Origin of the sequence: uncultured Schumannella sp. (assembly GCF_905479755.1) — a bacterium.
In the GTDB taxonomy this organism is placed as follows: Bacteria; Actinomycetota; Actinomycetes; order Actinomycetales; family Microbacteriaceae; genus DCRR01.
In genome coordinates this window covers 54997-73800 of record NZ_CAJQNT010000009.1, presented here as the reverse complement: position 1 = coordinate 73800, position 18804 = coordinate 54997, and the positions used below count along the sequence as shown (strand labels likewise).

Genomic DNA, 18804 nt, shown 5'->3' with positions numbered 1-18804 from the left:
GGTGTTCTCCTCGAACCTTGAGCGTCAGCAAGCACTTGCGCCATGGCTGAACTACTACAACACTCAACGACGCCACTCAGCCCTCGATGGGCTCCCGCCGATCAGCCGAGTGTCACCAACGTCCTAGCCGGATACATCTAGTCACTAGACGACCGAGCTACTCCCACTCGCTCGGCGCCGGTTGCCGGGTCGCCGGCAGTCGCACGTGCGCAGCCCACTCGTGCAGCCACTCGGGTACCTGGAAGTGTTCGGGATCGATGCCGGTGACCTCGGCCAGTTCGTCGTTGGGCACGGTGCCCCCCGCATCCCGCACGAAACGCGCCTGCACGAAGGCGCGCGCGTAGATCTCGCCCTTCACGACGAAGCGCTGCTCCATGTAGACGCAGCGGTCGTCGAGCCCGAGCAACCGGGACTCGATCTCGTAGCGCTGCCGCAGGGTCAGGGATTTCCGGTAGGTGATGGTCTGGGCGGTGACGACCGGGTACATCTTGGCGGCGCGCAGGCGCGCCCAGACCCCGGTGCGCACGACGAGCTCTTGTCGGGCGTGATCGAGCATGGAGAGGTACACGCCGTTGTTCATGTGGCGCAGCTCGTCGATGTCGCCGAGCATGACGCGGCGTTGCACCCGGCCCACGTGCTGGGGATCGATGGGGGCCAGCTTCGGGGCGCGGACGGCGAGCCAGGCGAGACGACCGAAACGTCGAAAGGGATTCACGTCGGGAACGCTAGGCCCGTAGCCTGGCGGCGCGCGAACCGACTGTTCGTGGCCGACAGCGCCGGGCGGCTCTCAGCGCGCGCGGTTGTCGACGATCGTCATGCGCGGGCCCCGTCGCTCGTAGCCGATACCGGCCGCCTCGATGAGCCGCACCACGCGCTGGCGGTGCCCGCGCCACGGCTCGAGCAGCTCGAGCATCGCGTCGTCGTCGATCTCGCGCCCGCGCACCGCATCGCCGAGCAGCGCCGCCCCGACCCGCCGACTCACGTGATAGTCGCCGACGCTCACGTGATCGGCGTCGCCGTGCGAGCGCTGCACCACCTCGGCGGCCGTCCACACGCCGATCCCGGGAATGCTCTGCAGCCCGGCCGCCGCCTCGACGGCGGAGCGCCGAGTCAAGCGCTCCAGGGCCTCGCCGCGCTGCACCGCACGCATGACAGTGTCGGAGCGCTGCGGGCCGACCCCGGCGCGGTGCCACTCCCAGCTGGGCACGCGGCGCCAGGTCGCGGCATCGGGGGCGACGCGCATCCCCTCCGGCGCCGGGCCTGGGGCCGGCTCGCCGTGGCGGTGAACGAGTTGACGCCAGGCGCGCTTCTGCTCCACCCCGGTGACCTTCTGTCCGAGGATCGTCGGCACCAGAAAGCACAGGATGCGATCGGCGCGACCGTGGCGCAGCCCGCGAAACCGGCGATGCAGTTCGGCCACGAGCGGATGCCGCTCCGGCTCGAACCCGTCGTCGTCATCCTCCGCGCCGAGAAGTCGCGGCACCGCGTCGAGGGCTTCGGCGGCACCGTCCCCCCAGGCGAGTGCGTCGATCGCGCCCGACGTCTCGCGCAGCAGCAGCGTCGCGCCGCCGAGGGGCGTGGAGAGCGGGAGCCACCAGCCTTCGGGGCTGCGCCGCAGACACGGATCGGTGCGCCCCTGGCCGAACGGGGCGAGCGTGAGGGCCAGCCGCACCTCGCGTTCGGGGGTGTAGCGCATCCGGAGCGGTTCCATTGCCCGGAAGCCTAGGCCTCGCCCCCGAGAACGACGACGGGGGCGAGTCGTCGACTCGCCCCCGTCACCACGCGGAGCCGCGCGAGCGGCCCGCCGTGGGTTCTTAGTAGCCGGACATCCCGAAGGTCGCGGCGCTCAGCGCGAAGCTCGCGATGAAGATGATGATGCCGAGCACCAGGAAGATGATGCTCAGGATGATGCCGACCTTGGCGGGGGTGTTCGGCACGCCCGCGGCCTTCGACTGGTTGGCCGCCACGATGCTCAGGATGAGGCCCAGCAGCGGGAACAGGAACGCCAGCACGAGGCCGACGATGCCCAGGGTCTTGCCGGGAACGGCGGGGGCAGCGGCGGGAACGACGGGGTCAGTCATGACTCTCCTCAGGTCTCTTGCTCGAAAATGAGTGACAATCGGCGCCACTCGCCCCCGACCTTAGCGGGGCTCGCGACCGGGCGCGACAGGTATTTGCTACCTATCGCGCGACGCGGAGGCGTCGAAACACGGCATGATGGAGCCTGATGAAGATCGGAATCTTGACGAGCGGCGGCGACTGCCCCGGGCTCAACGCTGTCATTCGCGCGGCCGTGTTCACCGGCACGAAGCTCCACGACATGGAGTTCGTCGGGTTCAAGGGCGGCTGGCGCGGCGTCGTCGAAGGCGACACCATGCCCCTCGGGCGCCCCCAGGTGATGGGAATCTCCAAGCAGGGCGGCACCATTCTGGGCACCTCGCGCACCAACCCCTTCGAGGGGGGCGGCGCCCCGCGCGTCGCCGAGGTGATGGAGGAGCAGGGCATTGACGCGCTCATCGCGATCGGCGGCGAGGGCACGCTCGCCGCGGCGAAGCGCCTCACCGACGAGGGCATCCAGATCGTCGGCGTACCGAAGACGGTCGACAACGACCTCTCCGCCACCGACTACACCTTCGGCTTCGACACCGCGGTGCAGATCGCGACGGATGCGATGGACCGGCTGCGCACCACCGGCGACAGCCACGGACGCTGCATGGTCGCCGAGGTCATGGGTCGCCACGTCGGCTGGATCGCCCTGCACTCGGGGATGGCCGCGGGCGCGCACGCGATTCTCATCCCGGAGCAGAAGACGAGCATGGACCAGATCATCGAGTGGGTGCAGTCGGCCCACGATCGTGGTCGCGCCCCGCTCGTCGCCGTCGCCGAAGGCTTCAAGCTCGACACCATGGACGACGCGCACTCGGAGCGCGGTCTCGACGCTTTCGGGCGCCCGCGACTCGGCGGCATCGGCGAACTGATCGCCCCCGAGATCGAGGAGCGCACCGGAATCGAGACGCGCGCGACGACGCTGGGCCACATCCAGCGCGGTGGCACGCCGACCGCCTACGATCGCGTCCTCGCGACCCGCTACGGGATGGCCGCGGTCAATTCGGTGCTGGAGAAGCACTGGGGCCGGATGGTGGCGCTGCGCGGCACGCAGATCGTGAACGTTCCCTTCGAAGACGCACTCGGTCGCCTCAAGACGGTGCCGCAGAGCCGCTACGACGAAGCCGCGGTGCTGTTCGGATGAGTTTCCGCGCGATCCGCGTGACGCGTGCCGCCGAGCGCGGCGCACGAAACGGGGTCGCTCTCGTCGAGGTCGATGAGCCCGCCGGGGCGCCCGCCCCGGGCGACGCGCTCGTCGACATCGAGTTCTCGAGCCTGAACTTCAAGGACGCGCTCGCGCTCACCGGCCGGCCCGGCGTCGTGCGCGCCGATGACCTGACGGCGGGCATCGACCTCGTCGGCGTCGTGCGCGAGTCGGCGTCGAGCCGGTGGCGAGCCGGTGACCGCATCGCCGTCAACGGCTACGGCCTCGGCGAGACGGAACCCGGGGGACTGGCCGAGCAGGCCCGGATCGATGGCGCCTGGGGCATCCGCGTGCCCGAGCGGATGACGACCCGCCAGGCCGCGGCGATCGGCACGGCCGGCTACACCGCGGCGCTGTGCGTCAACCGTCTCGTTGCTGCGGGTCTCGGCGCGGGCGCCGAGGTGGTGGTCACCGGGGCCACGGGCGGTGTCGGCACCGTCGCGCTGCTGCTCGGCCGCGCGGCGGGCTGGCGGATGACCGCGGTCACCGGGCGCCCCGAGCTCGGCGAGGAGCTTCGCGCGCTGGGCGCGTCCGGCATTCTCGACCGCGGGGAGCTCTCGGAGCCGGGAAAGCCGCTGCAGTCGGCGCGCTGGGATGGCGCGATCGACGCCGTCGGGGGCGACATCCTCGCCAACGTGCTTGCGCAGACGCGCCCCGACGGGATCGTCGCCGCCTGCGGCAACGCCGCCGATGCGCAGCTGTCGACGACCGTCATGCCGTTCATTCTGCGCGGCGTGACGCTCGCCGGGATCAACTCCGTCAAGCCGCCGCACGCGGTGCGGGTGGCGGCCTGGGAGCGCCTCGACCGCGACCTGGACCTGGACGCCCTGGATTCGGTGACCGAAGAGCTCGCACTGAGCGACGCCATCTCGGCCGCCGCACGGTTCTTCGACGGCGGCGTCCGCGGCCGGCTCGTCGTCGACGTGCGGCGCTGAACCGCCGCGTGCCAGACTGACGCCATGACGGATCCGCTCCCCTTCGACGGCGTCCTCGTCGCCGGCGCGGTCGTCGCCGGAGTCGCCGCGGCGATCCATGCCGCGATCTTCGTGCTCGAAAGCGTGCTCTGGATGCGTCCCGCGGTGCGCCGGATGTTCGGTGTCCGCAGCGACGAGGCCGCCGCCGCGATCCGCCCGATGGCCTTCAACCAGGGCTTCTACAATCTGTTCCTCGCCCTCGGTGTCGCCACCGGACTGGTGATGCTCGCGATGCCGGATCTCGCCGACGCGGGCCTGGCCATCACGGTGTTCGCGGCGCTCTCGATGGCGCTTGCGGCGCTCGTCCTGGTGGTCTCGCAGCCGCGGCTCTGGCGCGCCGCCGCCATCCAGGGAGCGTCTCCCCTGCTGGCGCTGGCGCTGTTCGGCCTCGCGGCGCTCGGCTGAGGCTCAGCTGCCGCGGACGTACTCTTCGAGGGCGTCGAGCATCGACTCGGCGGACTTCTCTTCGGCGATCACGTGGACGGGCAGACCGGCCGCGCGCGTGTCGAAGGCGGTCCGCGGTCCGATGCACGCGACGATCACCGAGTCGGGGAGCGGCGCGAGCTGTTCGGCGATCTGGCGCGCCACGCTTCCCGAGGTGACGAGGACCGCGCGGATCCGACCGCTCGCCACGTCGGACGCCACGTTCGGCGCGACGGGCACACCGACCGTCCGATAGGCCGAGACGAAGGTCGCGTCGAAGTTGAGTCGCGCGAGTCCCGCGACGAGGGTGGGGTCGCTTGCGTCCGACTGCGGCACGAGCGCCCGGCCGCGCACGTCGGCGACGGGCCATTCGGCCACGAGCCCGCGGGCCGAGTTGTCGCTCTGCGGGACGAAGTCGACGTGATAGCCGGCGATCGTGAGGGCCTGCGCGGTCGTCTCACCGACCGCGGCGACCCGAGTGGACTCGGGCAGCCGGATGCCGTGGCTCACGAAGACGTCCACGGTGGTGGCGCTCGACACGACGAGCCAATCGAACTCGCCCGCCTCGAGCCGACGAAGCTCCGCGGCGAGGGCCTCGGGGCGCTCGACGCTCGCGAAGTTCACGAGCGGCGCGATCACCGCAATGGCGCCGTGGGCGCGCACGGTGGCGGCGACACCGTCGCCCCACTTGCCGCCGCGCGGCACGAGCACGCGCCATCTGCTCAGTTCTCCGGAGGAGTTCACTCGCCCATCCTCCCGCGCGCGCCCCGCCGACGCGAATCGATCAGTCGTCGCTGAAGATCGCCCAGGCGACAAGACCGACGGCGATCACGGCGACGGCCGCGCCGCCGATGATCCAGGGGACCGGATTCGACTTGTAGGCGGCGACCGCCTTGTCGCTCAGGTCTCCGACCCGCTTGGGGACGTTGACGCGGTCTTCGATGGCGTCCAGCGTCGCCGCCAGATCGTGGCGGGCCTTGGCTGCGGCTGCTTTTGCGTCGGTCATGCTCATGGGGTGGTGCCTCGCTTTCCGATTCCTTGAATGGCTCTGAGGTCGCGCTTCCAGCTCTCGATCGACTCCGTCGGCAGCGGCGGAACGCCGCGCATCAGCACGCGGTAGCCGATGAACCCGACGATCGCGGCGATGATGAGTAGCACCAGCGCCACGAGGAGCGCGGCGAGCCAGCCCGGCATCACGAGCGACAGCGCCAGAATGGCCGCCGTCAGCAGGACGCCGAGCATCGCGAGCAGCACGAGCGCCGCTCCCGCGATCAACCCGGCGCCGACGCCGAGCGCCTTGAACTTGGCGATCAACTCCGTCTTGACGAGGTCGATCTCACGCTGAACGAGCGCGGTCACCTGATCCGGCAGATCGGCGACCAGCGCGAAAAGGCCCCGACGCGGGGGTCGAGTACGGGATTCCGTCATGATGTCTCCCGGCGCCGCGGCGCCTAGCTCGACTTGGCGGTCGACTTCGACGAGGAGGTCGACGACGCCGGCTTCTTGGCGGTCGACGTCGCGGGCTTCTTGGCGGAAACCTGCGAGACCACCTTCTTGGCGTTCTCCGACACGAACTCGGCCACGTCGGGGGCCTTGTCCTTCACGAAGGTCTCGACGGTGTCGACCTGGCGCTGCACGCGCGGGTCGTTCCAGAACTTCGACGCGGTCGCCTTGATCTGCTCGTAGCGCTCATGTCCCGCTCGGGTTCCCAGCAGGTAGCCGACACCCAGTCCGGCGACGAAAAGGATCTTGCCTTTCACGATGATTCCCTCCCACGGGTGTGTCTCGAACCACAACGGGCCCGAGCATTCAGGTCTGGTTCCAGCGTCCTCCACGAATTGCATTCCGTCAACGGAATACCCGGAAGAAACACGATAGTTTCAGGATGCGAGGACTCAGCATGCTATGCGGGCCCTCTGGCGGTGGGCCCGTCATGCCGCGGGGCCCCGCGGTCTGTCCCGCGGGGCCCCGTCACGTGAATCGGACACCCTGCCCCTCGAGTCTCAGCTCTCGAGAGGCAGGGGCCGAGTTGTGTCCCTAGCGCGTGGCGTGTGCCCGGCGACGTGCCGCGAGAAGGACGGCACCCGCGAGCAGGAGCGTCGCCGCGAGACCCAGGGATCCCGCCGCGACCGCGCCGGTCAGCGCCAGGGTGGGAAGGTCACCGCACGTGGAGGGCGTCGCGAAGGTGAACGTCCAGGTGTAGGGAAGTTCACGGTCTCCCGTGAATCCGGCACCGACGGCCGGAGTCGCCGTGATGGTGACGGTGCCTTCCGCGGACACCGTGAAGGTGCCGCCGGTCGTGAACGGCGACCCGCCATTCACGGTCCACACGATGGCGTCCGCCTCGCCCTCCTCGTTGCCGAGGGTGTACGAGCCGCCGGTGGAGCAGTCAATCTGCTGGAACGTGACGGTCGGCGTCACGACGCCGAGCGTCGGCGGGCAGAACCCATCGGTCTGGAAGGCGTGCTCCCAGCTCGAGGTTCCCGTCAACCGGTAGCCCGCGTCCGCGTAGGCCGTGATCTCCACGTGGCTGCCCGGGGTCGCCGAGTAGGTGCCCGGCGCGATCGGAGTCGGAGTGGCACCGTCGATCGACACCTTGTACGTCACGTGGTCGGCCGCGACGACGGTGTAGCCCTGGTCGAGCACGCCGCCGTTGACCTCATCGCAGAGGTCGTCCCACGTCACCGGGACACCCGGAACCGAGACATCGGTGAGGCAGTCGGGGTCGGCCATCGTGTACTCGCCGAGCACGATGCGGTCGACCTCGCCCGGCAGGGAGTAGCCCGCGCCGTCGGCGACCGCGATCACCGTGAAGGTGGTTCCTGCCGGGACCGCGTGGAAGCCCGCGGCGACCTCGGCAGCGACGCCGTCACCGATTCGCACGAGGTAGGTCACGTGCTCGGTTTCGGGGATCGTGTAGCCGCCCTCGGTCTGCGCGCCCGGCGTCGACTCGTCACACAGCACCTGCGTGATCGTCGGGTCGACCGGGGTGACCTCGATGATGCAGTCGCCCGCGCTCGAGAAGGTGTGCTCCCAGCTCTCCAGCACGGCGCCGGTCACGGTCTTGAGCGCCCGCAGCGTGACGGTGATGTCCGTCGAGGTGGGGTTCACATTGACGGTGCCCGCCGCAACGTCCGTCCACGTGCCGCCGGAGAACAGTTGGTAGGTCACGCCCGAGGCGGCGGTGATCGTGTAGCGGGCCTGGGTGCGCTCACCCGGGGTGACGCCCGTGCATTCCTCGTCGATGAACGTCGGGGTGACCGGGGTCACGACGATGACGCAGTCACCCGCGTACTCGAAGGTGTGCTGCCAGCTCGCGAGCACCGCGCTCGTCGCGGTCTTGATCGCCCGCAGCTGCACGGTGACCGACGACGACTCGGTCGGGTTCACGTCGTATGTTCCCGCCGAAACGTTCTTCCAGGTGCTGTCCTCGAGGACCTGGTAGGTCACGCCCGAGGTCGCCGCGATCTGGTACGAGGCCTGCGTCCGGTCGCCGTCGGTGACGCCCGTGCACTGTTCGTTCACGAAGACCGGCGTGACCGGCTCCGGGTCATCGCAGTCGGCGGCACTGAAGGTGTAAGGCCCCCACGCGGTGGTTCCGCCGAGCACGTACCGGGTCGAGTCGTAGCTCGGGTCCAGGATTGCCTGAATCGACACAGTCGAGCCCGTCGCCGGTGTCACCTCGCCCGCGGCGGCGTTCGCGAAGGCTCCGCCGTTGAGAGACACCTGGTAGACGACACCCGCCGTGGTCGGGATCGTGTACGTCCCATTGGTCGGGCTGTAGTCCACGCAACGCGACAGCTCCACCGTCGGGGCCGTGGGAATGATCTCCGTCGGCGCGCACTCGGGGAAGTCGTACGCCGGCTTGATCGTCTCGTAGTTCTTCTTCTCGTAGCCGTTGCTCCAACGCGCCGTGAGTTCGAGCTTCTTCTCGACCGCCTCGGTCATGTACTCGGTGACGACGAGCGTGCCGCCGGCCCCGATCACGGTGCCGACGGGGACGAGACTGGTGTCACTGGACTCGATGATCGTCTCGGACCTGCCGCTCTCCGAGTTTTCGATCGTCCAGGTGACCTTGTAGGTCGCGCCGCTGCTGGTATCGCAGACGACGCTCGCGCTGATCGTGTTGTGGTGCGCGACGCTGGGGCCGGCAACCACGGCAACAATGCCCGCCGCGATCGCCAACGCGCCGACGCCGGCGAGAATCTTCTTGAACATGGGGGATTTTCCTTGCTGAGAGGGGGGCTGCCGCGGCACCCGCTCGCGGCGGCTTCACGACGGAAGCGCACGGCGACGAAGCACCGGTGTCCGGCGGGGGATGCCGGAGAAGAGGGAGGGCAGGAGGTCGCACGAGTTCGGGATGCGGCCTCAGCACATGGGGGACAGAACGTGAGGGCTCGGGTCAACACCTTTCCACGCCGCAAAGGCTGAGAGGCAACGCGCCCGGGGGTGAACGCGCTCTTCGCGACGAAGTTTCACCAAGCTAGCAGGTCCTCACTTTGGAGGACAACGCGTTATACCCAATTCGTGCCGCACGTCGTGCGGCGCCCGTTCTCAGCGCGGGCGCCGCACGACGCCGAATCAGCGCTGCGTCGCGGAGTTGCGGCGAGCGAACATCAACAGCCCGCCGGCGAAGAGCATCGTCGCCGCGAGTCCGAGCGACCCGGTCGCGATCGTTCCACCGGTCAGCGCGAGGGTCGGAAGATCCTCACACACGCTCGGACGCTCGAACGCGAGGTGCCAGGTGTAGGGCAGCTCCGCCTCACCGGCGAAGCCCGCGCCGGCCGCCGGCATCGCCGTGATCGTCACGGCGCCCGGCGTGGACACGGTGAACGTGCCGCCGGTGGTGAACTCCGGTCCGCCGTTGACGCTCCACAGGATCGAATCGGGGGTGCCCTCTTCGTTGCCGAGCGTGTACGAGCCGTCGGCGTCGCAGGTCATCTGCTGCGTTGCGACGGTCGGCGTCACGAGACCCAGCGTCGGCGGGCAGAACCCGTCGGTCTGGAACGCGTGATCCCAGCTCACCGTGCCCGTGAGCACGTAGCCGTCCTCGGGGTGGGCCGTCACGACGACGTAGTCGCCGGGTGCGGCCGCGTAGACGCCGGGGTCGATCGGAGTCGCATCGGCGCCGTTGATCGAGACCGTGTAGGTCACGTGGTCGGCCGCGACGACCTCGAAGCCCTGCTCGAGCACGCCGCCGTTGATCTCGTCACACAGGTCGTTCCAGTAGACGGGGTCTCCGACGACGATCTCGACGCCGCAGTCGGGGTCGTCGATCGTGTACGGGCCGAAGGACTTCGAGCTCTCGCCCGGCGTCGTGATGTAGTAGCCCGCGTCCCAATCGCCGACGGCCTTCACGTCGAGCACATCACCGGGGGTGAGCACCTGAAGGCTGCCGCTGGTCGCTTCGGTCCAGTCGCCGCCGTTGACCTTGACGAAGTAGGTGACGCCGGTCACTGCGGTGAGGGTGTACCCCGCCGTGCTGACCTCGCCGGGCGTTCCGGTGCAGACCGCCTGGCTGATCGCGGGCTCGACGGGCGTGACCTCGGTCAGGCACTCCTCGTTCGGCTCCGTGAAGACGTGCGACCATTCGCCCACGAGCGTCGCACCGCGGTAGGCCTTGATCGTCACCGTGGTCGCGCCGTCCGGGGACGGCACCTCGTGCGCGACTCCCGCCGCGACCGTGGTGTAGCTCGCGGCGCCGATCTTGGCCTGGTAGGTGACGCCATCCAGCACGGCGAGCGTGAAGGATCCGACCGTGTCATCGCCGGTGCCTTCGATGCAGACCGAGTCGGTGAAGGTCGGGGCGGGCGGGGCGCACGGCGGTTCCGTCGTGGTCAGCGCCGCTTCGATGGTGTAGCTCACGGTCTTGGTGGTCTCGCCACCGGCGAAGGCGTGGCCCTCGTTCGCCGTCGCGGTGCGCGAGTGCGTTCCGGCGGTCGAGATCGCATCCGAGTTCCACGTCGCGTTCTCGATCGTGAACTGCGCGGTTCCCGGTACGCCGCACGACGCCGACGTGACGACGACGCTGGCGGAGGCATCCTCGTCGAGGCACTCAGGCGCCTGGACGAGCTTGTAGGTGAGGTCCCAGCCCGACGGCGACGGGAAGTCCTCCGCGGGCTTGCCCGGCCCCGTAAGCACCTTGCCGGCGATCAGCGACGTGGTGGTTGCACTCACGTCGTAGAGGTCCACCTGGTAGTACGCATCGCACGTCTCCAGAAGGTGGTCGTCGAGCTTCGACAACTCGCTCGGGTCGCACGTCGAGGTGCCGACCTGGGTGAAGTACGCCTGCGGCCACGTCGGAGTGGTCGAGTTCACCCACCCGGGCATCTTCCAGGCGACCAAGACGCAGCCCTCGGGGTCGAGCGGCGGCTCCTCAGGGTCATCCGCGGGGATCTGACAGACGATCACGTGGCTGATCGAGTCCTTGACCGGGTGCATGAAGGTCTCGCCGGCCTCGAGGCCCGAGTCGTAGAGATAGCTGCCGTTGACCTGGCCGCCATCGTTGCTGCTCCCGGCCTTGATGATCACCTTGGACCACTGCCAGCCGTCGTCGGCCTCGGGGAGCGTGTAAGGGTTGGCCGCCGAATTCTCGGTCGAGTACCCCGGGTCTTCGCACACCTCGCCCTCAAGCGTCTGCCAGTACGCGGGTTGGTTGGAGTCGGTTGCGGTCGCGGGGGCGGCGACCACGCCGACGATGCCGGCGCCGAGGGCGAGCGCCAAAGACGTTGCGAAAAGCTTTTTGTACATGTGGGGGATTCCTTGCTGAGAGGATCCGCGACCCCGGGCATGACAAACCGCATCACGGGGGGTCGTGGACAAGGGGGGCCTTGTCGCTCCGGCGGAAACCAGAAGCCACACGGGGGAGTGGGCACCTGATCGGGATACCGACGAAGCCTCGCCAACGTATCATGTCCGCAAAATGGAGGACAAGGGGTTCTCCACAGTGCCGAACGCAGCGCGGCCCCGCTCCGCCGCGTCTCAGCTCGCAGCGGTGGGACCGAGCCACCCGCGCATCCGTGGCGCCCCCGCTCGACGAGCGAGCGGGGGCGTCGCAGAGGGCGTGGTTCCTTGCGTTAGTGGTGCAGTGCCCGGCGCTGGCGCGCGAGGACGAGGAGGCCTCCCGCGAGCAGCATCGCGCCGCCGAACCCGAACCCGCCGAGGACCGACGAATCAGTTCCCGTCAGCGCGAGCGTCGGCAGGTCGTCGCACGGCCTCGGGTCGGTGAAGGCGATCTCCCATTCCAGGGTCGACCCCTCTTCACCGGCGAATCCGTATCCTTCCGTCGCCGTCGCGGTCAGCACCACGGTTCGCGTCCCCGCGATGTCGTAGCTGCCTTCCGCCGCCGGCAGACCATCAACGGTCCACTCGACCGCACCGGGGTACAGCTCGCCGTCCACCGTCTCGAACTCGAGTGATCCGTCCGCGTCACAGGTGGGTTGCGTCGAGTCGACGTCGACCGTCACCGTCGGGAACGTACACAGGTCGTCAAGACCGAAGTAGTGCTCCCACCGGACGACGCGGCCATCCTTCAAGGCGTAGCCATCCATCGCATGGGCCTTAATGACGACCGTGTCGCCGATCTCCACCGGGATCTGAACGCCGTAGGCCTCATCCGGCACGACGCCCTGGTCGACTCCGTTGAGCTTCCAGGTCAGGTAGACACCCTGCGTCGAGGAGACGACGAAGTACGGATCGACGATCCCCCCGCGCACCTGCTCGTCGCAGTACGCGTCAAAGAACTCGGGCGGAGTCGGAACGATGCACTGATCATCGGGGAGCACGTCCGGAACGTAGTACCGGAGCACCTTGAATGTGCGACCGTTTCCGAACACGTGACCCTCATCGGCAACCGCGCGGATCACGTGCACGCCCGGCGACAGGTCGGGCTCGCGCACGAGGGTCGCGTTTTGCAGGTAGAAGATCGCGGAGCCGGGCTCGTAGCAGGTGGCATTCGTGATCTCCACGCTGGCGCGGGCGTCGGCGACGACGCACGGCTCATCCGGGCCCATCACCCGATAGCGCCAGGACGTGTCTCCTTCGAGTTCGACTCCCTCAAGTCCGACGGCCCGGATCTGGATGCGTGTGTCCACCGGCTCGTCGTGCGTGCCGGGGCCCACATCGACCCAGTCCTCGGAGGAGCTGTAGCGCATCTGGTACTTCACCAGTTCGGTTTCGAAGATGATGAACCCACCGAGCCCGATCTCGCCTTCATCGGTGCACTCGGCATCGAAGAACTCCGGCGCCGTCGGCGTCACCGTCGCGGCTCCGCAGCCCTGTGCCCAGATCGCCGCATTGCCCTCGGTCCAGTTCTTGCCTTCGTAGTGAAGGATCGCGTCGTCGAGTTCGTAGTAGAAGGGCGGAATGATGTCACCCTCGTGGTAGTGGTGACCGTTCGGCAGGTTGATGATCGACCGCACCGACACCTCGGGGTTCGTGTACGGGTTGGTCTGCGACGCGGTCGCGTGGCAGATCCGGACCTTGTCGACCACCGGAGGCGTGTCGATGACCAGCGTTTGAACTTCGGGCGTGGAACTGCTCTGCGGCTCTGGCTCCTGTTTCTGCAGGTCCTCCTGAACACACGGATCCACGGTGACCGTTCCGCTGTCGAAGCTTCCCGCTTCGCCGTCGTGGGCCACGACAACCACCCGATAGGTGTGGGACGCGCCGGTATCGGCGAAGGGGTGGGTTGAGCTGAACGACTCACCGAAGGCAGCGCCATCGACCACCGCAACCTCGTCGACGTAGACCGTGACCAGGTTGTCGGCGTCGGCGTTGTAGCCCGAGAGGTTGACATTGAGCGCCGTACACGACGCGTCGACGTGCGAGACATATGCGCTGGCCGGACCGGCCGTCAGCGCGACGATGCCGAGCGAGAGTGCCATCACACTCAGCCCGGCAAGGAGTTTCTTGAACATGGGGGATTCCTTAGCTGAGAGGCGTCGTGCCGCTCATGTTTTGCGGCGCGGGGGAACGCCGAACGGCGACGTTTTTCGTCGCAGGAGGGGACCGGTATGACAGAACCGGGGGAACGTGTCGCGGCGAGGCACGGACTCGAGTTCGGGCCTCGTCGATCAGAAGAGAGTGTCTAAGCGATGCCCATAGATTGCTGGTGCCTTCCCGCGCCGGGGGAACGAGAGCCCACGTGCCGTTGGCACATGACCAATCCGACGTACTCTCGTCACGCTAACAAGAGGGATCGCGACGTACCAGATAGACAGATTTGTCGCAAAACGACACGCCTAGTGCACGTAGTCCAGCAGGTCGAACCCGACCGTGCGCATCGCGTCGAGCGCTCGCAGCCGCGACGCCGCCCCGTCATCGGTGAAGTGCACGGTCACGGCGTAGGCGACCGCGTGCCGTGGACCGCGCAGCACCCCCGCCTCGGCGCGCACGCCGGTATCCGTCCCGGTCTTGTTGACGAGTTGGAGGCCATGATCCGGCGTGCGGTGCGAGAGCGGATCGAGGCCGAACGCCCCGGCGACCATCGAGAGGTCGGCGTTCAGCGACAACCACCCCAAGACCCGACTGCTGGTCACATGATCGACGACCCGCCCGTGAGCGAGGGCGACGAAGAGCTCGGTGAGCTCCGCGGTGGAGCCGACCGAGAGCTGGGGGGCGTCGTCCGGGCCGCGCAGGTCCCGCACCAGGTCGAGCAGTGCGGTGCGGGTCAGCCCCAGCCCCTCCGTTCGGGTGCGGACCGAGTCGAGCCCGACTTGGCGCAACAACACGTTGGTGGCCAGGTTGTCGCTGGTGGCGCCGATGAGCGTCGCGAGATCGGCCACCGGAAGCGAGGGGGCCTGCAGGTGCTGCCAGACGCCGCTCTCGCCCACGGTGTCGCTCGGGGTCTTGTCGAGGATGGCGAACCCGCTCGCGTCGCGTTCGCTCATCCGCGCCGACAACTCGACGAGCAGCAGGATCTTGCCGATGCTGGCGGTCGGCAACGCGATGCGTTCATCGATCGAGGCGAGCGACTCGTTCGTGTCGAGGTCGACCACCGACGCCGAGACCTGGGCACCGTCGTACGCGATCTCGCCGAGCGCGGTGAAGCTCGCCGAGAAGTTCGCGACTCGCTCGATCGCACGATGACGAGGCGTACGCGGCCCGCGTACGCGATCTCGTCGCTCAGGCGACGGCGCGAGTTCTACCAAATGGTCACACGTTCGTTCGGGTCGAGCCAGAGGGCGTCCGTCTCGCTGAGATCGAACGCACGAGAGAACTCGTCAATATTACGGACGATCTGGTTGCAGCGGAACTCGCTCGGCGAATGCGGGTCGATGGCGAGCAGTCGGATCGCCTCCTCGTCGCGGTACTTCGACCTCCAGGCCTGCGCCCAGCTGAGGAAGAAGCGCTGCGCGCCGGTGAGCCCCTCGATGACGGGAGGCTCGGCGCCGTCGAGCGACAGCTGGTACGCCTTCCACGCGATCCCGAGCCCGCCGAGGTCGCCGATGTTCTCGCCGATCGTCAGCGCACCGTTGACGTGATGGTCGGGGATGCCGCTCGGCGCGAGGGCGTCGTACTGGGCGATGAGACTGGCGGTGCGCTCGTCGAAGGCCGCGCGGTCCTCGGCGGTCCACCAGTCGGTCAGCCGGCCGTCGCCGTCGAAGCGCGAGCCCTGGTCGTCGAAGCCGTGCCCGATCTCGTGGCCGATCACGGCGCCGATCGCGCCGTAGTTGGCTGCCGCATCCCGGCTCTCGTCGAAGAAGGGGAACTGCAGAATGGCCGCCGGGAACACGATCTCGTTGAAGCCGGGGTTGTAGTACGCGTTGATCGTCTGCGGCGTCATGAACCACTCGTCGCGGTCCAGCGGCTTGCCGATCTTGCCGAGCTCGCGCTGGAACTCGAACTCCGACGCGGCGCGGACGTTGGCGACGAGGTCGTCGGCATCGATCGCCAGCGTCGAGTAATCGCGCCACCTCACCGGGAAGCCGATCTTTGGGGTGAACTTCTCGAGCTTGTCGAGGGCGCGCTGCCGGGTCTCCTCGGTCATCCAGTCGAGGTTCCGGATGCTCTGACGGTAGGCCTCCACCAGGTGCGCGACGAGGTCGTCCATCGCGGCTTTCGCCGTCGGGCTGAAGTGCTTCTCGACGTAGATGCGGCCGATCGCCTCGCCGAGCGCGCCCTCGGTGACGGCGACCCCACGCTTCCAGCGCGCGCGCAGCTCGGGCGTACCCGTGAGCGTCTTGCCGTAGAAGTCGAAGTTGGCGTTCACGACCTCGCGGTGCAGGTAGGGCGAGGCGGAGCGGATGACCTGCCAGCTCAGCCAGTCGCGCCAGGCGGGCACCCGGTCCTCGACGAGCAGCTCGGCGAGACCGGAGACGAAGCTCGGCTGGCGCACGACGACCTCGTCGAAGGACCCGGCGGGCACATCGAGGGCGGCCAGCCACGAGTCGACGAACGACGCGGCGGCGCCGGCGAGAGCGGTCACCTCGCTCCAGGCGGTGAGGTTGTAGGTGGCCTGGCTGTCGCGCGATCGCACGTTGTCCCAGTGGTGGGAGGCGATCGCCGTCTCCAGCTCCAGGATGCGCGCGGCGCGCACGCCCGCGTCGTCGAGCCCGGCCATCGCCAGCATGCGCTCGAGGTGCGCGAGGTAGGCGGCACGGATCTCGGTGAACTTGTCCTCGCGGTAGTACGACTCGTCGGGAAGACCGAGGCCGCCCTGCTCGAGGAACACCAGGTAGCGCTCGGGATTCCCGGGGTCGTTGTCGACGAAGGCCTGGATGAAGCCGCCGACTCCGGCACGCTCCAGACGCCCGAGCGTCTGCGCGAAGCTCGTCAGGTCGGTGGCGGAGGCGGCCGCCGCCAGCTCCTCGGCGACCGGGCTCCAGCCCAGCTCCTCGATCCGCTGCTCGTTCATGAAGCTGGCGTAGAGGTCGCCGATCTTGCGCTCCTCGGTGCCCGGGGCGGCCGACTGCGCGGCCTCGATGATCTCGCGCACCGCCTGCTCGGCCTCTTCGGCGAGCACGTAGAACGAGCCGTAGCGCGCCTTGTCGGCGGGGATCTCGGTGCGATCGATCCACCGTCCGTTCACGTGCCGGAACAGGTCGTCCTGAGGGCGGACCGCCGGATCGAGTTCGTCGATTTCGATGCCGGAAGGAAGCAGTGCGTCGGTCATACCCGTCAGCCTAGATTCTTCTCCGTGCACGAATGCCGCGCCCTCGCCGGATAGCGTGAGGAGGTGAACACTGCTCCTCCTTCGGTTACGGCCTGGCGCAACGCCGTCTTCGTCGCCTTCACCGTCAACGGTCTGGGCATGGCGGCCTGGATCTCCCGCATCCCGGCCCTGCGCGATCAGCTGGACATCCCGGTCTCCCAGGTCGGCATTCTGCTGTTCGCCATCTCGACCGGGGCGATCCTCGGTCTGCTCATCTCGGGGCATCTCGTGCACGCGATCGGCGGCGCGCAGACGATCCGTCTGACGCTGCTCGCCTTCGGGCTCGGGCTGATCCTCACGGGCGCCGCGACGACGCTGCTCTCGAACTTCGTGCTCGCGCTGCTCGGCATGGCGATCACCGGCTTCGCCGGCGCGGTGTGCGACGTGGCGATGAACGTCGAGGGCGCGGGCGCGGAGCGGGCGCTTCGCCGCAACATCATGCCCTGGTATCACGCGAGTTGGAGCCTGGGCACCGTCGCGGGGGCCGGCATCGGCTCGGCGGCGGCGTTCGCCGGGGTGCCCGTGCTCGTGCACTTCGGGCTGATGGGCGTTCTTCTGGCGGTCGCCGCGGTCATCGTGCCGCGCTGGCTGCCCGCGCACATCACCGAGGAGGAGGGCCAGGAGCCCCGCCCCGACTTCCGCGAGCGGATGGCGATCTGGACCGACCCGCGCACCCTGCTGATCGGCCTGATCGTGCTCGGCATGGCCTTCACCGAGGGCAGCGCGAACGACTGGCTCGCGCTCGCGTTGATCGATGCGCACGAGCTGGAGAACGGAACGGGCGCGCTGCTGTTCGGCGTCTTCGCCGCCGCGATGACGATCGGACGCATCGTCGGGGTTCCGATCCTCGACCGCTTCGGCCGGGTGCCGGTGCTGCGCGCCTCGGCATTGACCGCGGCGGTCGGGCTCGCGATCGTCATCCTGGTGCCGATCCCCGCGCTCTACGTCGTCGGCATCGTGCTCTGGGGGCTCGGGGCCTCGCTCGGCTTCCCGGTGGGCATGTCGGCGGCCGCCGACGACGCCCGCACCGCCGCCGCCCGCGTGAGCGCGGTGGCGACGGTCGGCTACTTCGCCTTCCTCGTCGGTCCCCCGCTGATCGGATTCGTGGGTGAACAGATCGGTCTGCTCAACGCGCTGTTCATCGTGCTCGCGCTCATCGTGCTCTCCGCCGTCATGTCGCCCGCCGCGCGCGAGCAGACGCCGACGCCGGACGCCGAGCCGGTCGACGCCTCGTAGGATCAACGCGTGCGTCTTGTCATTGCCCGCTGCTCCGTCGACTACGCGGGGCGACTGAGCGCGCACCTGCCGCTCGCGACGCGACTGCTGCTGGTGAAGGCCGACGGCAGCGTCCTCGTGCACTCGGATTCACTCAGCTACAAGCCTCTCAACTGGATGAGCCCGCCCTGCACCTTCACCGTCGATGAGGTCGACGAGGAGCGCGCCTCGGCCGGCGTCGTCGAGCTCTGGCGCGTCACCCACGCGAAGACCGCCGACCTGCTCGTGATCTCGATCCACGAGATCCTGCACGACACCTCGCACGAGCTCGGCATCGACCCGGGGCTGCAGAAGGACGGCGTCGAGGCCGAGCTGCAGCGCCTGCTCGCCGAGCAGATCGACCTGCTGGGGGAGGGGCACGAACTGGTGCGCCGCGAGTACATGACCGCGATCGGTCCGGTCGACATCCTGGCGCGGGATGCGAGCGGCGCCTCGGTCGCCGTCGAGATCAAGCGCCGCGGCGACATCGACGGGGTCGAGCAGCTCACCCGCTACCTCGAGCTGATGAACCGCGACCCCTTGCTCGCACCCGTCGCGGGCGTGTTCGCGGCGCAGGAGATCAAGCCGCAGGCCCGCACGCTCGCGGAGGACCGGGGCATCCGCTGCCTGGTGCTCGACTACGACGCCATGCGCGGACTCGAGACCGGCCACTCCCGGCTGTTCTGACG

18 protein-coding genes are annotated in these 18804 nt (G+C 68.7%); 6 read left to right on the top strand and 12 right to left on the bottom strand.

The window, feature by feature from the left end; translation table 11 throughout:
- Window positions 1-127, top strand: a 127-nt coding sequence (locus tag QZ258_RS02920) for an integrase core domain-containing protein (protein ID WP_294178878.1), incomplete at its 5' end; no start/stop codon positions are given.
- 30 nt (window positions 128-157) lie between these two features.
- Here the strand turns inward: QZ258_RS02920 and QZ258_RS02915 are convergent.
- The 3 genes from QZ258_RS02915 to QZ258_RS02905 all read right to left on the bottom strand — a co-directional run bounded on the left by QZ258_RS02915 (window position 158) and on the right by QZ258_RS02905 (window position 2081).
- Complete coding sequence (locus QZ258_RS02915; protein ID WP_294178873.1) at window positions 158-715, bottom strand: acyl-CoA thioesterase; 558 nt, start codon at window positions 713-715, stop codon at window positions 158-160.
- Window positions 716-787: 72 nt separating this feature from the next.
- The gene (locus QZ258_RS02910; RefSeq protein WP_294178872.1) at window positions 788-1711 is read right to left on the bottom strand and encodes a DNA-3-methyladenine glycosylase; all 924 of its coding nucleotides are present in this window, start codon (window positions 1709-1711) and stop codon (window positions 788-790) included.
- A 103-nt stretch (window positions 1712-1814) separates the two neighbouring features.
- A complete protein-coding gene (locus QZ258_RS02905; RefSeq protein ID WP_294178870.1) occupies window positions 1815-2081 on the bottom strand; it encodes a hypothetical protein in 267 nt (88 codons plus the stop codon).
- A gap of 146 nt (window positions 2082-2227) precedes the next feature.
- Here QZ258_RS02905 and QZ258_RS02900 point away from each other — a divergent pair, with 146 nt between their 5' ends.
- Genes QZ258_RS02900 through QZ258_RS02890 form a run of 3 tightly spaced genes read left to right on the top strand, consistent with a single transcriptional unit; the run spans window position 2228 to window position 4689 of the window.
- Window positions 2228-3250 carry a 6-phosphofructokinase gene (locus QZ258_RS02900; RefSeq protein WP_294178868.1) on the top strand — a complete coding sequence of 341 codons (1023 nt, stop codon included), beginning with the start codon at window positions 2228-2230 and terminating at the stop codon, window positions 3248-3250.
- Window positions 3247-4245, top strand: a complete 999-nt coding sequence (locus QZ258_RS02895) for an acryloyl-CoA reductase (RefSeq protein ID WP_294178866.1) — start codon at window positions 3247-3249, stop codon at window positions 4243-4245. Before QZ258_RS02900 ends, QZ258_RS02895 begins: the two co-directional genes overlap by 4 nt.
- A 24-nt stretch (window positions 4246-4269) precedes the next feature.
- Window positions 4270-4689, top strand: a complete 420-nt coding sequence (locus tag QZ258_RS02890; protein ID WP_294178864.1) for a DUF1304 domain-containing protein — start codon at window positions 4270-4272, stop codon at window positions 4687-4689.
- A 3-nt stretch (window positions 4690-4692) separates the two neighbouring features.
- Here the strand turns inward: QZ258_RS02890 and QZ258_RS02885 are convergent, their stop codons facing one another.
- The 9 genes from QZ258_RS02885 to QZ258_RS02845 all read right to left on the bottom strand — a co-directional run bounded on the left by QZ258_RS02885 (window position 4693) and on the right by QZ258_RS02845 (window position 16822).
- Window positions 4693-5451 (bottom strand): uroporphyrinogen-III synthase, encoded by a 759-nt coding sequence (locus QZ258_RS02885; RefSeq protein WP_294178862.1) that lies wholly within the window; start codon window positions 5449-5451, stop codon window positions 4693-4695.
- Window positions 5452-5491: 40 nt separating this feature from the next.
- Window positions 5492-5719 carry a DUF3618 domain-containing protein gene (locus QZ258_RS02880; protein ID WP_294178860.1) on the bottom strand — a complete coding sequence of 76 codons (228 nt, stop codon included), beginning with the start codon at window positions 5717-5719 and terminating at the stop codon, window positions 5492-5494.
- On the bottom strand, window positions 5716-6135 hold the full coding sequence (locus tag QZ258_RS02875; RefSeq protein ID WP_294178858.1) for a phage holin family protein: 420 nt from the start codon (window positions 6133-6135) through the stop codon (window positions 5716-5718). Before QZ258_RS02875 ends, QZ258_RS02880 begins: the two co-directional genes overlap by 4 nt.
- Before the next feature lie 23 nt (window positions 6136-6158).
- The gene (locus QZ258_RS02870) at window positions 6159-6467 is read right to left on the bottom strand and encodes a YtxH domain-containing protein (protein WP_294178856.1); all 309 of its coding nucleotides are present in this window, start codon (window positions 6465-6467) and stop codon (window positions 6159-6161) included.
- Window positions 6468-6744: 277 nt separating this feature from the next.
- Entirely contained in the window at window positions 6745-8925 is a 2181-nt protein-coding gene (locus QZ258_RS02865) for a hypothetical protein (protein WP_294178854.1), read from the bottom strand.
- Window positions 8926-9288: 363 nt separating this feature from the next.
- Window positions 9289-11457, bottom strand: coding sequence for a hypothetical protein (locus QZ258_RS02860; RefSeq protein ID WP_294178852.1), 2169 nt, complete (start codon window positions 11455-11457; stop codon window positions 9289-9291).
- A gap of 326 nt (window positions 11458-11783) precedes the next feature.
- On the bottom strand, window positions 11784-13625 hold the full coding sequence (locus QZ258_RS02855; RefSeq protein ID WP_294178850.1) for a hypothetical protein: 1842 nt from the start codon (window positions 13623-13625) through the stop codon (window positions 11784-11786).
- Between the two features lie 324 nt (window positions 13626-13949).
- Complete coding sequence (locus QZ258_RS02850) at window positions 13950-14858, bottom strand: serine hydrolase (RefSeq protein ID WP_294178849.1); 909 nt, start codon at window positions 14856-14858, stop codon at window positions 13950-13952.
- Complete coding sequence (locus QZ258_RS02845; protein ID WP_294178848.1) at window positions 14852-16822, bottom strand: M13 family metallopeptidase; 1971 nt, start codon at window positions 16820-16822, stop codon at window positions 14852-14854. The genes QZ258_RS02850 and QZ258_RS02845 overlap by 7 nt, the downstream gene beginning before the upstream one ends.
- 63 nt (window positions 16823-16885) lie before the next feature.
- On the opposite strand from QZ258_RS02845, the gene QZ258_RS02840 reads away from it, so the two are divergent.
- Together QZ258_RS02840 and nucS are read left to right on the top strand one after the other, a co-directional pair.
- Window positions 16886-18097, top strand: a complete 1212-nt coding sequence (locus QZ258_RS02840) for an MFS transporter (RefSeq protein WP_294178847.1) — start codon at window positions 16886-16888, stop codon at window positions 18095-18097.
- A 9-nt stretch (window positions 18098-18106) separates the two neighbouring features.
- The gene (gene nucS / locus QZ258_RS02835; RefSeq protein ID WP_294178845.1) at window positions 18107-18802 is read left to right on the top strand and encodes an endonuclease NucS; all 696 of its coding nucleotides are present in this window, start codon (window positions 18107-18109) and stop codon (window positions 18800-18802) included.
- Window positions 18803-18804 lie beyond the last annotated feature (2 nt).